A 13,645-nucleotide genomic window follows, 5' to 3' on the forward strand; every position below is an offset into this window, starting at 1 on the left:
CAGGAGGCGAGCGTGCCAGCGATACAGACGCTGCGTACGTGCCGCCCCCGCCGAGATTGTTACAAACGCTTCAGTGTGAAAGCGCCTGCGGCGCCTGCCAAACCGGGCTGCCCTGGTGCGCCAGGTTTACCGCTCGCGCCGCCTTGGGTACGGTACACAAAGCACCCTTTGCTCGCCCCGCCTTTCCCCGGCTTACCGGCAGCCCCAGCCAGGCCCGGCGCCCCACCATCCACTCGCACCTTGATCTGAGCCTCGGGGTAGCTGGCGGGCAGCGCCAACAGCACACGCCCACCTGCTGCGCCGTCATGGCCATCACCACCGTTCTGGCCGTTCGCCCCGGGTTCAGCCTGCCCCCAGGTACAGCCACCGGCCTTGCCATTGGCCCCATCAAGCCCGACATACCCAGGCGCACCTGCGCCTCCGCGAGCGTCAATCGACAGTTGCACGGCCTGCAAACGATGCAGGCGCAGCTCAAGGTCTCGTCCCGGCATGGCAGCTTTCTCGAATGTCCCGGGGGCACCGTGGGCAAGGATCTGACTGCCATCCGCCAACTCGGCAGCGCCAGCTTCAATACGTAGCGCCTGCGCAGCCGGTACAACCGCGATCCGCGCCTCTCGGCCCAGGCGCAACGAGCCGACATTCAGTTCGGTCAAACTGGCCGGCAACAGCAAGGTCCCGTAGTCCGCCACATCAAGGCGCTCCAGTTGAACCACGCTGCTTTTGTTGGGCAGACGCAGTACCGAATGCGCTCCGACACTCAGGCTCTCGGCCATTGCCAATGGGCTGACCAATGTCAGCAAAACCATGAATTTACGCATGACCTGCCTCCTGGCGCGGTGTCGGTATCGATTGGATGTGGAAAACACCGACAAGCAGGATCTGCAGACGGTCGAACCAACGATGGCTGCGCTCACGCAGAAGACGGTTGAACACCAGCACTTCCAGGACATGCAATGCCAACAATGTCGCCCCAGCGGCGTTGATCAGCAGGTGGAAGGGTTTTTCCGCAGGACTGAGCAGATTCATCAACACCACCCACCAAAACACCACTGTCAAGGCCTTGCCCAGGCCCCAGAACACCTTCATACGCGCCCGCCCCTCTCGACTTGTTCTTTTTATTGGCAATACCAAGACCTCAATCCCTTGGCATCGCCTGCAACAGTAACCCTGCCTCCTGACTTGCGCCAGAGGGTAGCGCCATCGGAAAGGCTTCTGCATCTGCGTTGACACACAGACAACGGCAGGCCCACGGCACGTCTGGGGCCGTGGACCTGATAGAGGCTCAGCGCTCGATCCGGATTTCCACCCGGCGGTTCATGCTGCGGCCATCGTCCGTTTTGTTATCAGCCACTGGCTGACTTTCGCCTGCGCCCCGTACCGATACGAAGCTACTGCGCGGTACGCCGCTTTCAACCAGATAATCGGTCACTGAATAAGCGCGGCGCTCAGACAGTTTCTGGTTGTAGGCATCGCTGCCGACACTGTCGGTATGCCCGGTCACGCTCAGCCTGGCGCCCGGCGCCTCGCTTTTCAGACGACTGGCAACCTTGTCCAGGCGCATTTTATCAGCGGCGGTCAGCTTGGCTGAGTTGAACATGAAGCGGACATCACGAATAACGATCACTTCTTCCTTGACCACTACCGGTTGCTCAACAACCGGTGCAGGTGGGCAACCGTTGGCATCGACCTGAACGCCACGCGGTGTGCCCGGGCACTTGTCGCGGCTGTCCGGCACGCCATCGTGATCTTCGTCACCGTCGCCATGGGCCCAGCAGTAGCCGGCTGCCAGGCCGCCACCGAGCAACGCGCCCCAGCCTGCCCAGCTGGAACTCTCGATCGCACCCAACGCCGCGCCACCGACGCCTCCGACGGCGGCACACTTAGGCCAGTCGGTTTTTTGCAAACCTGCACAACCAGTCAACACGCTGGTTAGCAGAACCAGAGGTAATGCTGTGCGTACTATGCTCATTTGATGCGTCTCCTCGGGGAATCGGTGCATAAGCGATGCTCCGTTGAGTAAAGACCGCACACCCCAACTCCGCCAGCAATAAGCCATGACTCAGTGTAGTCTTGGATTATCTGATTTGAGGACTGCTGATGACCGAGAGTTTTTCCCAACGCACCCCACAGCAGGCATTGGCTGCTCTGCTGGAGCGCCAGGCACCGCAACGCTTGTTGGTCGTAGGCAGCCGTTTCCCGGCTCTGGATGCGTTCGCGCAAGCCCACCCGCAGGCTGAGATTCACGTCACCAATCCCGGCCCCCTCCCCCTTGAACTGGCCTCGCAACGCTTTGATCTGGCACTGTTGGTCGACTGCCTGGAACATTTGCCCAGACGCCAAGGCCTGGAGCTGTTGGGCGGTATCCGAAACCTCAACGCCAGTCGGGTTGCGGTATTGGCCGATCTGCCTGCGTGCGGCTGGAAAGACACCGACTTCTTCGCCCTGGCCCTCCAGGCCAGTGAACGCTTCCAACGCGACGAACAGGTGCTAAGCCTGTTCACCTATGATCTACGAGAATACAAGCAGGTTCCGGACTGGCTGAATGCCAAGTTCTGGGCCAACCCGCAGAATTTTGGAAAGTACTGGTGGTAGAACAATGAGTGTCACGGTTTGTCCCTGTGGCAGCGGCAACCTGCTGGATGCCTGCTGCGGCCACTATCACGCAGGCTCGCCGGCCCCTGACGCACAGACGTTGATGCGTTCGCGCTATAGCGCCTACGTATTGGGGTTGGTCGATTACCTGGTGGCAACCACCCTGCCCATTCAGCAAGCAGGCCTGGACCGCAACGCCATTGCCGAGTGGAGTACGCAGAGCACCTGGCTGGGGCTGGACGTGGAATCTGCGGAAGTCTTTGGCGGACAACCGGAACATGCCTTCGTGACCTTCACCGCACGCTGGCATGACAGCACCGGTGAGCACGCCCATCGCGAGCGTTCGGCATTTGTGCAGAACAAGGGTACCTGGTACTTCATCGACCCAACGGTTGGATTGAAAGCCGGGCGCAATGACCCTTGCCCCTGCGCCAGCGGACAGAAGTTCAAGAAATGTTGCTACAATTGCCTACCATAGATTTCTAGCAGGTCGTGTCGTGGGGAAGGTTTTCAGCTACATCAGATTCAGTAGTGCAAAGCAGTCAGCGGGCGACAGCTACGCAAGACAAGTGAAAGCTGCCAAGGCGTTCTGCGATGAGAACGGCCTAGAGATGGCCGACCCAAGGGAATACCTGTTCTTCGATGCAGGGCGCTCAGCGTTCAAGGGAAAGCACCTCGATGATACTGGCGAGCTAGCCCGATTTCTGAGCTACGTTGAAGACGGCACGGTGCCAGCGGGCAGCTATCTTGTAGTGGAGTCACTGGACCGGCTGTCACGTGAGCGAGTGCGTGATGCCCTTCCAAGGTTCCTTGATCTGCTGGCCAAAGGCATCAACGTCTACACCAGTGTGGACAAGCGCCTATACACAAAGGATTACAACGAACTCGACCTGATTATCTCGATCATTTCGATGTCACGTGCCCATGAGGAATCGGCTACCAAGGGTGGCCGGGTATCTTCTGCATGGCGTGCGAAACAGAAGGAAGCTCGCACCACTGGCAAGCCCTTGGGCAAGCTCCGTCCGCTGTGGCTTGATGTGACACCCGATAGCTACGTGCTGAACCCTGACAAAGCTGCCATTGTTCGTCGCATATTCGACCTGTCCACGAAAGGTCACGGCTCACGCATCATTGCAGCGACGTTGAATCAGGAAGGGATACCCGCTTTCAGTGCAGGAAGAAAGAATTTCTCTGGCCTGTGGGGCTTCTCGACCGTGCGTCACATCCTCGATAGCCGAACAGTGCTGGGCGAGTATCAGCCTCACATCTTCATAGACGGTAAGAGAACTCCCGACGGAGAACCTATTAAGGGCTACTTCCCTGCCGTGGTGACTGAAGATGAATACTACCTAGCCCATGCTGCCAGATCGTCCCGCAAAACCCACACCGTCACCAAGACCACCACCAATTTCAACGTGCTGGCAGGCATCCTCAATTGCTACAAATGCGGTGCCGCAATGCACCTCCAAGGCCAACGTGGCCGTAAGTACTACAAGTGTTCCAAGACGACTAGAGGACTGTGTGCCGCTGGTATCATCAGCGCCCCACGTACTGAGGAAGTATTTAAAGAGATACTGACCAAGGTTGATAGCTTGTCACTGGTACAGGACAGCTCCGGCAGCTTGCACAAGTCTTTGCAGATCGTAGAAGGCCGTATCGCCTCGCTGAAGGCACGTCAGGACGATGCAGAGGCTTCACACGCTGAATTCCCGTCCCGCATCACTGCGAAGCTATTACACGAACTGGAAGCCGATATTGGCGCCCTTGAATCGGAACGTGCAGCCATCAACGAACAGTTGGCATCTGACAATGTGATGAACAAAGATGACTTCTTCGAGAAGCTCGACCTTGTATCGTTTGAAGGCCGTGTAGCTGCCAACAACCTTATCAAGAGACTTGGCCTGTTCATCTTCGCTAGCAAGAACGGCAGGACAGATGAGACATACTGGGTCAGCAAGAACAACGCCATTCCACTCCCATTCAGTGCAGAGTCGCCAAACCTGCTCTTCTATCTGATGCACCGAGGTAAGGAGATTCAATTTGAAGGAATGTATGACGAGTATGTTGACTTGCAAGTGGCCCAAGGCGAGCTAACCGAGGTAGGCGCCATTCTTGCTAAAACTGACTCGTGGGATGAACTCCCCCCGGCAATCCTTGCAGCATTGAAAGCGCGTCACGGTATAGCCAATTGACATGCCTGCATTCGGCATCAGAGTTCCAATAAATGCAATGACCGAGGCATTGACGCACATTCCATAACCTCGAATAACCTATCTGAAACCTTGGTTAAACTGCCCCTTCCCGGCGAAGACATGCTGCCACACTTCACGCCAAACCCAATGTTTACGGGGCGGACGGACGGTCTGGACTAAGCGAAGCGCGTTTTCCGCTCTGGAAAACAGTTTTTTAAAACTGGTCAATCGGAAATGTCAATACCTGACCTTGACCGATCATCGAAATCGTGTATAATTCATCGCCTACCCAGTAGGTAGACAGACAACTTGGAAGCCTCCACTGCAACCACCGAATTGGTGCTCTTGTAAGGAGGCTTCGTCGTGTCTGGGACTCACAAAATCAATCGGCACAACCCGAGAGGAATGCCTATCGAGAATGAACTAGAGGAGATTACGAATGCAGCACCCATCCGTTTTGAATTTGCCTATCAGCTCGGCCAATGACGAGCACGCTCAAGCGCCAGCCCCCACCCCACAAGCACCGACCACCACTGCGTCCACGCCAGAGGAGTTGGCGGTACAGCTGCGTCGAGAGGGAAAGTCTTACGCTGCAATCATGGCAGCCACTGGGCTTCCAGAGCGTAAGGTAAAACTGCTTGTGAAAGATGTACCAAAGGAAATCGCCACTCCACTGAACAAGTCGGTGAGTCGCGTATATGAGCTCGCAATTCGTGCACAAGGAGTCAAAGACTATGAGCTCCGGAGCATTCTGCACGAAGAATACGGCTGTAAGTGGAACACTGTGGAAGGACGCTATGAGAGCTCCTTTGATTCCAGCGTAATCAGGCGTGTCAAAGAGAAAGTGCGTGAACGCTCCACCTCCAATGGCACCCAACCTGTGTTCGTTATGGATTGGGTCGATGACCAAGCACCTACTGCAAGTCGTCTACTCCTTGAACAGTCAGCATTGAGCCTGATGACTCGTGTTGATGAAGCCGTCAACGAATTCATGGAGCTCCACGCCGTTTGTGCCTCAGAGGACAGTGAAGATGCTGACTTGGCTCAACGAAAGCAAGCGTATGCTGCTCGACAGCACATCCTGAAGCTTGTCAGCGGACTCGGTACAGAGCCGACTGCTACGCTCCTTGAACGAACAACCAAGGTCACGAATGCTCTTCAGGGCACTCCAGACTATGAAGCACCATCGGTTCGGGGCATAGAGGAGAAGCGCCAAATCCCAGAACCCACTCGCGCTGATCACTTCCTCGATTTCGTTGAGTCTCAGGGATGGCTGGCAGCAACCAACTGACTCTTGCCACACGCGTGTCCGACCAGCGCCCACCATATGTATAGAGTCGGACATCGGACGGTAAGCACTGTGACCGTGAGGTCAGTGGTTTACACCTCCAAGTGATAGGAGGGGATACGTATTGATGATAATCAATCCCCTCCAAATGAAATGGATCACCTTGTGTCAGCATGACACGGGGCTACCCCTTCAACTCCGTTGATCATCTGCACGGTACAGACAAGAGCGATAAGCTCATGTGGTTGGGTTTCTATTGGTTGTTGTTGATATGGGTATCCACCTGTACTGCCGTACAGCGTGCGTCACTTACACACATCGCCTTGATCTTGATGTGCAAACTATGCGGAGCATGACGAGTATCTGCGTAAGCGGTGCTTACAGGTTGCTTCAACCAGAAAGGAAGGGGATGAATGATATACAATATCATCCCCAGAACCTTAAGGCTGACCGCCTTGGTGTGCAACCAGCCAAGCGAAGCTTGTACAGATACCATCGTTAGCTGTCGCTAACCATCGTGCACCAGCAATCAAGATCAAAGGCAAGAGCTGGGTTTGTGATGATTTGTTATTGGTGCTCTGTTCGACCGTCAGGTCAGTGGAGATCAGTCAGTACGGTGCGATCTACTGAAAGATTGCCGCTTTCGGTGCGAATGGTCCCGCCTGACCGAATCGAAGACGACTCAGGACTTGCCACCTGAAATCACATCCAGCCAGCCCGGAGTCTTTTCCTCAGGTGTATGGCTTGGTGCTTTTTGAGCAGAAGAACCATAACCACTGGCGGCATCTGCAATGACCGTGAGCTTGTCGTGCATCGACACCAGTAGGAACCAGATGCCCGAACCAAAGCAGCTGACCAGAAAGCCCAGTATTGCACCAATCAGCCAATGGCCTATCTCTGAACCCAGAATGGCGCCAATGACGACGCCAGACAGAATACTTAACCATGCGAAAAAGCTGACTACCTTGATAACAAGATGCTTCATTTTGAGTCCCTTCAAGCTACGGTGATGTGAATATGGCACGAACGCCCAAACGCCTCAATGAAGCCAACCATCCGCAGTGAAAGCCGTCTTGCCGCTCGGTAGTTGAATCAGTGCAGAGTCACCAATGAATTTGGCCTCCTCGATGTAGCTGACCTTAGTGGCATTCGAAACCGTCCTGCACTTGCCAGAGCCGATCAAGCGTTCAGCCGCCTCCTCATCCTGATCAAGCGAAGCCTCCACCATATCCCTCCAGTCACCACCCTTGAAGCAAACCATCGAACCAGCAACCAAGGTCTTCTTAGGGTAGGTTTCTGCCATCGCGGCAGATGCAATCAACGGCAACAGGCAAAGCATACGGGCAACAGTCTTCATCGTGCGATCCTAAATGGCTCAGTAGCAAAGAAGCCATAATGCCATTACAAAATCAAAATGTAACGATTGGTGTGTCAACAGCCAGTGTGTTCACGATTGGACTGCATCTCCCCATCATTCATGGATGCAGACAAACCAGCCCCTCAGAACAGCTTTCGGCCAACGAATCCGCAACCTACGCAAAGAACAGGGCATCAGCCAAGAAGCCTTTGCCGACAAATGCGGCGTGATGCGCACATACATGTCTCGCATTGAGACGGGCGCCGCCAACCCCAGTCTTGAAGCGGCCAAAGTGATTGCCGATGGTCTGGGCATCTCCCTCTCCGATCTGCTGCAAGGTCTTTGAACCGTCAGATTAGCGCTACAGTTACGCTACTGATCTGAACGGACCCGCCTCCCATGGATGACCGCACCTCCATCACTGCTGACACCCTGGAACTACTCTTACTCAACCAGCAAGCCCTACGTGCTGGCCTTGAGGAACTGTCGCTTTGGATCAGTCAACGTGGATCAACCAACGTGCATGACAACATGCTGAGCATCCTCACCACCCTCGACACAAACTCCGACGCCATCGTGTCAGGAATCGAATCACTCCGATCCTGATCACCCGAACCGATTTGGCTATAGGTCAACGAGCACAGCCAGAGGGCAACATTAGGGTGTACCGAATAAACCCATAGACAACCCTAACGAGTACACTCATAATCGGCACATCCAAAACGGTACAAGGCATCAGCCATCATGTTCATCCGTGCTTACCTCCGAGCTTCGACCGACTCCCAAGACGCCAGCCGTGCCAAAGGCGCTCTGGTTCAGTTCGCTGCTGACAACGGTCACAAGATCGCCGCCTTCTACACAGAGAACGAATCAGGGACCAAGCTCAATCGCCCAGAACTGTTTCGTTTGCTCGACGACAGCCATGATGGCGACATACTGCTGATTGAACAGGTCGATCGGCTGTCCCGCTTGTCTCCAGATGATTGGGCAAGCCTGAAAACGATCATCGCTAAGAAGAAAGTTACGGTTGTGTCTCTCGACTTGGCCACCAGCCATGCCGCATTGAAGCCCGCCCAAGGTCAAGACGACTTCACTAAAGGTATGATCAACGCCGTTAACGGGATGCTGCTCGATATGCTTGCTGTGGTTGCACGTAAGGACTATGAAGACCGTCGCCGTCGTCAGGCTGAAGGTATCGAGAAAGCCAAGGCCAGAGAGGTGTACAAGGGCCGACAGGTCGATCTGGCACTTCATAACCGCATCAAGGAATGCCTCGATGCTGGCAAGAGTATTCGCAAGACTGCGGAGATTGTCGGCTGTGCAGTATCCACGGTACAGCGAGTAAAGGCCGCGTAACAGCTTTGGCGCCAGCCCTGCCATGCACCTGCCGCTCAACACCGGGGGAATTGTAGCCTTTTGCCCTTAACTTACTTTTGGTTCCGTTTGGAGCTTTCTATCCGACGCTGGAGTTTGTGATTAAGCAACACCAGCTTTCACCCCGAAATTTTAGGGGAAACGTCCCAGCTTATATTTGTGGATGGAGATCCAAGCACCATAAGCATGAGTCCATTTCCCACGGAGCGGGGCTGGAAACCTATACAGTTAAAAGGGTTTTGCTTTGGGGAGCGGTATTGATCATACCTTGCAGCGGTACGCTTGACTGAATGCAAACATCGCGAGAAGTGTTCGATCTTTATGAAGATCCTTTGGGTGTTCCTCAAGGTATTTCACCACAATCCTGATCCCTTGCCCGTTAGTGATATTGTCTGGCCAACAGACGCGTAAGTCTTTCTCAAGGGCTGTGTTGAGGTAGGCCATCGTTTTCATCACTCCCTCAACTAGTCCCACACAAGATCCGACTCCAATTCCATCATCACTCTGCTGAAAGTGGCTTCCGTTCATTAGTCTAATATTCGTCTTGCAATCCTTTAACAGCTGATTTCCGTCCCCGGTATCTTGATTGCTGATGGCCATAGCTTCACCGTTCAACATCAGTCCAATCAGTGCAACCGCTCCAATCCATGCCTTCATGATCATTCTCTTGGTGTGTGGTGGCTCTATGGTATCGTCCCCCTAAACTGCACGCACCATCTATGATTTGATCAAAGCAGCCCAAACGAGGTGGTAGGTAAATGTGGCAGAAATTCAAGAAGTGCTGTGCCAGCTATCTAGGAAGCTAGCCTGATGCCTATTCGAACCAGCCTCATGCTGATAAGCCTTCTACTATTGAGTGGCTGTGCGAGCTGGTTCGGAACTCCCTACCAAGACCCAGAGGTTCATCTGGTCAAGGTCGAAACCGTCAAGGCACGTCTGCTGCAACAAGAGTTCGTACTGCATTTTCGCATCGACAACCCCAACGATTCACGTCTGCTGGTCAGGGCACTGCGCTACAAGGTGCGGCTGAATGAGCTGACGCTGGCCGAGGGCGAGTCCGACCAGTGGGTCAATGTGGCCGCCCACAGTCACAAGACATTCAAGGTGCCAATAAGGACCAACCTCTGGGAACACCTCAAGGACGTCGTCAAGCTGCTCAAGCATCCTGAACGACCGATCCACTACCGACTGGATGGCGACCTGAGCAGCGGATTTTTCTGGCCACGCAGCCTGCACTTATCACGCAGTGGTGAGATAATTCCCGGCGATTTTATTCCGGAGTAACCGCAATGACCCAGCAACCTCATGTTCATGGCCCCGATTGCAACCACGATCATGACCATCACCACGATCACGACCATGGTCATGTCCATGGCCCGCACTGCAACCACGCGCCTCAAGAGCCGGTACGCAATGCCCTGAAGGACGTTGGCCGTAACGACCCATGCCCATGCGGCAGCAACAAGAAATTCAAGAAGTGCCACGGGGCCTGAGGGCAGCCGCGTAGATCAACGCTGCATCGAGGTCGCACCTTGTGATATCCATAAGGCGACCGCTGCGCCCAAGCGCAGCCTGGCGGCAGCGACATTGTCGCTGCCGAACCCTCGACGGAGCGTGCCATGATCGACCTGTATTACTGGACCACCCCCAATGGCCACAAAATTACCCTGTTTCTTGAGGAAACCGGGCTGCCCTACCGCATTCACCCGATCAACATCGGCAAAGGCGAACAGTTCGCTGCCGACTTCCTGAAGATCGCCCCGAACAACCGTATTCCAGCGATCGTCGACCATGATCCGGCCGACCATCAGGCGCCGCTGTCGCTGTTCGAATCGGGCGCCATCCTGCTGTACCTTGCGGAAAAAACCGGACACTTCCTGCCCAAGGATCTGCGTGGCCGCCAGGAAACCCTGCAATGGCTGTTCTGGCAAATGGGCGGTTTGGGCCCGATGGCCGGCCAGAACCACCACTTCAACCGGTTCGCGCCCGAAAAAATCCCTTATGCAATCAAACGCTACGTGGATGAAACCGCGCGCTTGTATGGCGTGCTGAACAAACGCCTGGCCGACCGACCGTTCGTCGCCGGAACCGAGTACAGCATCGCCGACATGGCCATCTACCCGTGGATTGTTTCCCATCAGTGGCAGAGCCAGAACCTCGATGATTTCCCGGCACTCAAGGCCTGGTTCGAGCGTATCAAGGCGCGTCCCGCCACACAGCGGGCCTATGCCCTGGTCGAAAAGATCAACCCGCCACAACCCTGAGTCACAGGCAAGGGGTGCAGCACGTTGAAAATAAAGGCTGTGCCCCCGCTTGCATGGTGTGGTCGCGCTCACTAACGTAGCGCCTTTCCGCCGCCATACCCTGCAGGAGCCTTACCATGGCCTCGCCAGCCTTACCCCCTTTTCTTCCCCGATTCGGCGTTGCCGCAGCGATGCTCGGGCTACTCAGCCTCGGCGGCTGCCAGATGGGCGGCTACCACGACAGCGTACCGCCGACCACGGGTGTACAACCTCTCAAGGGTCTGGCGCAGAACGTTTCGGTGCGGCGCAATGCCATGGGCATGCCGCTGATCGAGAGCAGCACCTTCCATGACGCACTCTTCACCCTGGGCTATGTGCAGGCCGGCGACCGTATTGGTCAGATGGTTGGCATGCGTCTGCTGGCCCAAGGACGCCTGGCAGAAATGGCCGGCCCAGATGCCTTGGAAGTCGACCGCCTGATGCGTGCGGTCAACCTGAAGCAGAGCGCCAACCAGCTCTACGCCGACGCATCACCACGCCTCAAACGCTTCTTTGAAGTCTATGCACGCGGGGTCAACGCCTATCTGTTCCGCTACCGCGACAAGTTGCCAGCCCCGTTGGCCCAGACCGGCTACCGTCCGGAGTACTGGAAGCCGGAAGACTCGGCGCTGATTTTCTGCCTCTACAACTTCAGCCAGTCAGTAAACCTGCAGGAAGAACTCGCGGCCTTGGTGCTGGCGCAGAAAGTCGGCAGCGACAAGCTGGCCTGGCTGCTGCCAAACTATCCGGATGAGCCACTTCCGCATGCTGAAGCCGATAAACTGGGCGGACTGAACCTGAGCAGCCAACTGCCCAACCTGTCTGCACTCAACGCCGTGAGCCAGCAGTTGGCTGCATTCAACCTGCTCGGCGCCCCCGGCTCCAGCAACTGGGCCATAGCCGCGCCGCATAGCCGCAGTGGCAAGAGCCTGCTGGCCAGTGACAGCCAAGGTGCATGGGCCTTGAGCCCGGTACAGATCCGTGCACCGAAATATCAGGCTGCCGGCTTCACCCTTGCAGGCCTTCCACTGGTGCTGTCTGGATTCAACGGCAAACTGGCCTGGAGCACCAGTGCGGTCATGGGCGATAACCAGGACCTGTTCCTGGAAAAAATCCGCCGTGAAGGGAACCGCCTGTTCTATCAGGTAGACGGCAAATGGCAACCGGCCATGGCCCGTAACGAAACATTCTTCATCAAGGGTCAGCGCCCAATCCGCGAAACCCTTTATGACACCCGTCACGGCGCCCTGCTCAACCCAGCGCAGAACGCAAGCCTTGCCCTTGCCCTGCAAACCCCGGCGCTCAAAGGCGACAAGAGCCTCGATGCGTTCTTCGACCTGTCGCGCAAGGCCAACGTCGAAGGCGCCTTTGAGACCAGCCGCGAGATTGGTGCTCCGGCACTGAACCTGGTGTTTGCCGATGCCAGCAATATCGGCTGGCAGGTCACCGGCCACTTCCCCAACCGCCGTGAAGGCCAGGGTCTGTTGCCTTCGCCCGGCTGGGAAGGACGTTACGACTGGGACGGCTATGCCGACCCGATGCTCCATCCCTATGACCAGGACCCGCCTCAGGGCTGGCTGGGCAACGCCAACCAGCGCAGCGTACCGCGCGGTTACGGCATGCAACTGTCCAACACCTGGTACTACCCCGAGCGTGCGGAGCGCCTGGCGCAGATGGCAGCCAACGGCAAACATGACAGCCGTAGCCTGATGACCATGCAGAACGACCAAACCACGCTGTACGCTGCCAAGCTCAAAAGCATGTTCCAGGCACCGGGCATGGCCCAGCCTTTGAAACAGGCTATCGACGCCCTGCCTCAGGATCAACGCGCCAAGGCCCGCGAAGCCTATGACCGCCTGATGGCCTTTGATGGCCGTCTCAGTGCCACCTCGGCTGACGCAGCGCTGTACCAGTTGTTCCTGCAGGAAAGTGCCAAACTGACCTTCCTCGATGAATTGGGCCCGGAGACCGGTGCTGCTTGGCAGGCCTTTATCAGTAACGCCCGGCTTTCCTACTCGGCACAGGCCGATCATTTGCTCGGACGTGACGACAGCCCATTCTGGGATGACCGCAACACCGCGCAGAAAGAGGACAAACCGACGATCCTCGCGCGTAGCCTGGCGGCTGCGATCAACGTCGGTGAGCGCGAAGTGGGTAGCGACCACCGTACCTGGCAATGGGGCAAGCTGCATCTGTACCATTGGCCGGTCGCCAGCTTCCATGGCCTGGGCGATACGCTCAACCGTGGGCCGCTGGCCGCAGGCGGAGACCACACCACGCTGAACAGTTCAGCCTATGCCTGGGGGCAGGACTTCAATGCGCGCCTGATGCCGTCCATGCGCATGGTGGTGGATTTCGGCCTGGCCGAACCCCTGCAAGGCATCAGTAGCAGCGGGCAGTCGGGCAACCCAGCCAGCAGCCACTTTGCCGACGGGCTGGATGCCTGGTTCAAAGGCCGCTACGTCAGCTTCCCGATGCAGACACAAAACTTCGAACGTGCCTATGGCAGCAAACGCCTGACCTTGGTGCCGGGTCGATAGCCTCATAACTGCCTTGCGCC

At 56.4% G+C, this 13,645-nt stretch carries 17 protein-coding genes; 11 read left to right on the forward strand and 6 right to left on the reverse strand.

Going from position 1 to position 13,645, the window contains the following annotated elements:
* Positions 1-59: 59 nt before the first annotated feature.
* The 3 genes from CS390_RS18940 to CS390_RS18950 form a co-directional block, all read right to left on the reverse strand.
* Positions 60-818, reverse strand: coding sequence for a collagen-like triple helix repeat-containing protein (locus CS390_RS18940; protein ID WP_065760434.1), 759 nt, complete (start codon positions 816-818; stop codon positions 60-62).
* Positions 811-1,086 (reverse strand): DUF1145 domain-containing protein, encoded by a 276-nt coding sequence (locus CS390_RS18945; protein ID WP_065760435.1) that lies wholly within the window; start codon positions 1,084-1,086, stop codon positions 811-813. Before CS390_RS18945 ends, CS390_RS18940 begins: the two co-directional genes overlap by 8 nt.
* Before the next feature lie 196 nt (positions 1,087-1,282).
* Positions 1,283-1,969, reverse strand: coding sequence for an OmpA family protein (locus CS390_RS18950; protein ID WP_065760436.1), 687 nt, complete (start codon positions 1,967-1,969; stop codon positions 1,283-1,285).
* Positions 1,970-2,097: 128 nt separating this feature from the next.
* On the opposite strand from CS390_RS18950, the gene CS390_RS18955 reads away from it, so the two are divergent.
* From CS390_RS18955 to CS390_RS18970, 4 genes are all read left to right on the forward strand, one after another.
* Positions 2,098-2,592 (forward strand): DUF6231 family protein, encoded by a 495-nt coding sequence (locus CS390_RS18955; protein ID WP_065760437.1) that lies wholly within the window; start codon positions 2,098-2,100, stop codon positions 2,590-2,592.
* A gap of 4 nt (positions 2,593-2,596) precedes the next feature.
* Positions 2,597-3,070, forward strand: coding sequence for a YchJ family protein (locus CS390_RS18960; RefSeq protein WP_099775597.1), 474 nt, complete (start codon positions 2,597-2,599; stop codon positions 3,068-3,070).
* Positions 3,071-3,089: 19 nt separating this feature from the next.
* Positions 3,090-4,784, forward strand: a complete 1,695-nt coding sequence (locus CS390_RS18965) for a recombinase family protein (RefSeq protein ID WP_099775598.1) — start codon at positions 3,090-3,092, stop codon at positions 4,782-4,784.
* Positions 4,785-5,223: 439 nt separating this feature from the next.
* Complete coding sequence (locus CS390_RS18970; RefSeq protein WP_099775599.1) at positions 5,224-6,075, forward strand: hypothetical protein; 852 nt, start codon at positions 5,224-5,226, stop codon at positions 6,073-6,075.
* A gap of 679 nt (positions 6,076-6,754) precedes the next feature.
* On the opposite strand, the gene CS390_RS18975 is transcribed toward CS390_RS18970, so the two are convergent.
* Both CS390_RS18975 and CS390_RS18980 read right to left on the reverse strand, forming a co-directional pair.
* Positions 6,755-7,057: a hypothetical protein gene (locus CS390_RS18975; RefSeq protein WP_099775600.1), complete on the reverse strand. Its 303-nt coding sequence runs from the start codon at positions 7,055-7,057 to the stop codon at positions 6,755-6,757.
* Between the two features lie 54 nt (positions 7,058-7,111).
* Entirely contained in the window at positions 7,112-7,429 is a 318-nt protein-coding gene (locus tag CS390_RS18980) for a hypothetical protein (RefSeq protein WP_099775601.1), read from the reverse strand.
* Between the two features lie 124 nt (positions 7,430-7,553).
* Here CS390_RS18980 and CS390_RS18985 point away from each other — a divergent pair, with 124 nt between their 5' ends.
* From CS390_RS18985 to CS390_RS18995, 3 genes are all read left to right on the forward strand, one after another.
* Positions 7,554-7,775 (forward strand): helix-turn-helix domain-containing protein, encoded by a 222-nt coding sequence (locus CS390_RS18985; RefSeq protein ID WP_099775602.1) that lies wholly within the window; start codon positions 7,554-7,556, stop codon positions 7,773-7,775.
* 53 nt (positions 7,776-7,828) lie between these two features.
* On the forward strand, positions 7,829-8,035 hold the full coding sequence (locus CS390_RS18990) for a hypothetical protein (protein WP_099775603.1): 207 nt from the start codon (positions 7,829-7,831) through the stop codon (positions 8,033-8,035).
* Positions 8,036-8,173: 138 nt separating this feature from the next.
* Positions 8,174-8,785 (forward strand): recombinase family protein, encoded by a 612-nt coding sequence (locus tag CS390_RS18995; protein WP_099775604.1) that lies wholly within the window; start codon positions 8,174-8,176, stop codon positions 8,783-8,785.
* 279 nt (positions 8,786-9,064) lie between these two features.
* On the opposite strand, the gene CS390_RS19000 is transcribed toward CS390_RS18995, so the two are convergent.
* Entirely contained in the window at positions 9,065-9,460 is a 396-nt protein-coding gene (locus CS390_RS19000; RefSeq protein WP_099775605.1) for a Rap1a/Tai family immunity protein, read from the reverse strand.
* 153 nt (positions 9,461-9,613) lie between these two features.
* Here CS390_RS19000 and CS390_RS19005 point away from each other — a divergent pair, with 153 nt between their 5' ends.
* The 4 genes from CS390_RS19005 to CS390_RS19020 all read left to right on the forward strand — a co-directional run bounded on the left by CS390_RS19005 (position 9,614) and on the right by CS390_RS19020 (position 13,625).
* On the forward strand, positions 9,614-10,087 hold the full coding sequence (locus CS390_RS19005; protein WP_065760439.1) for an LEA type 2 family protein: 474 nt from the start codon (positions 9,614-9,616) through the stop codon (positions 10,085-10,087).
* 5 nt (positions 10,088-10,092) lie between these two features.
* Positions 10,093-10,296, forward strand: a complete 204-nt coding sequence (locus CS390_RS19010) for an SEC-C metal-binding domain-containing protein (protein WP_083199829.1) — start codon at positions 10,093-10,095, stop codon at positions 10,294-10,296.
* 126 nt (positions 10,297-10,422) lie between these two features.
* A complete protein-coding gene (locus CS390_RS19015) occupies positions 10,423-11,067 on the forward strand; it encodes a glutathione binding-like protein (protein ID WP_099775606.1) in 645 nt (214 codons plus the stop codon).
* 116 nt (positions 11,068-11,183) lie between these two features.
* A complete protein-coding gene (locus tag CS390_RS19020) occupies positions 11,184-13,625 on the forward strand; it encodes a penicillin acylase family protein (RefSeq protein ID WP_099775607.1) in 2,442 nt (813 codons plus the stop codon).
* Positions 13,626-13,645: the final 20 nt, after the last annotated feature.

This window comes from Pseudomonas sp. HLS-6 (assembly GCF_002753995.1).
GTDB lineage: Bacteria > Pseudomonadota > Gammaproteobacteria > Pseudomonadales > Pseudomonadaceae > Aquipseudomonas > Aquipseudomonas defluvii.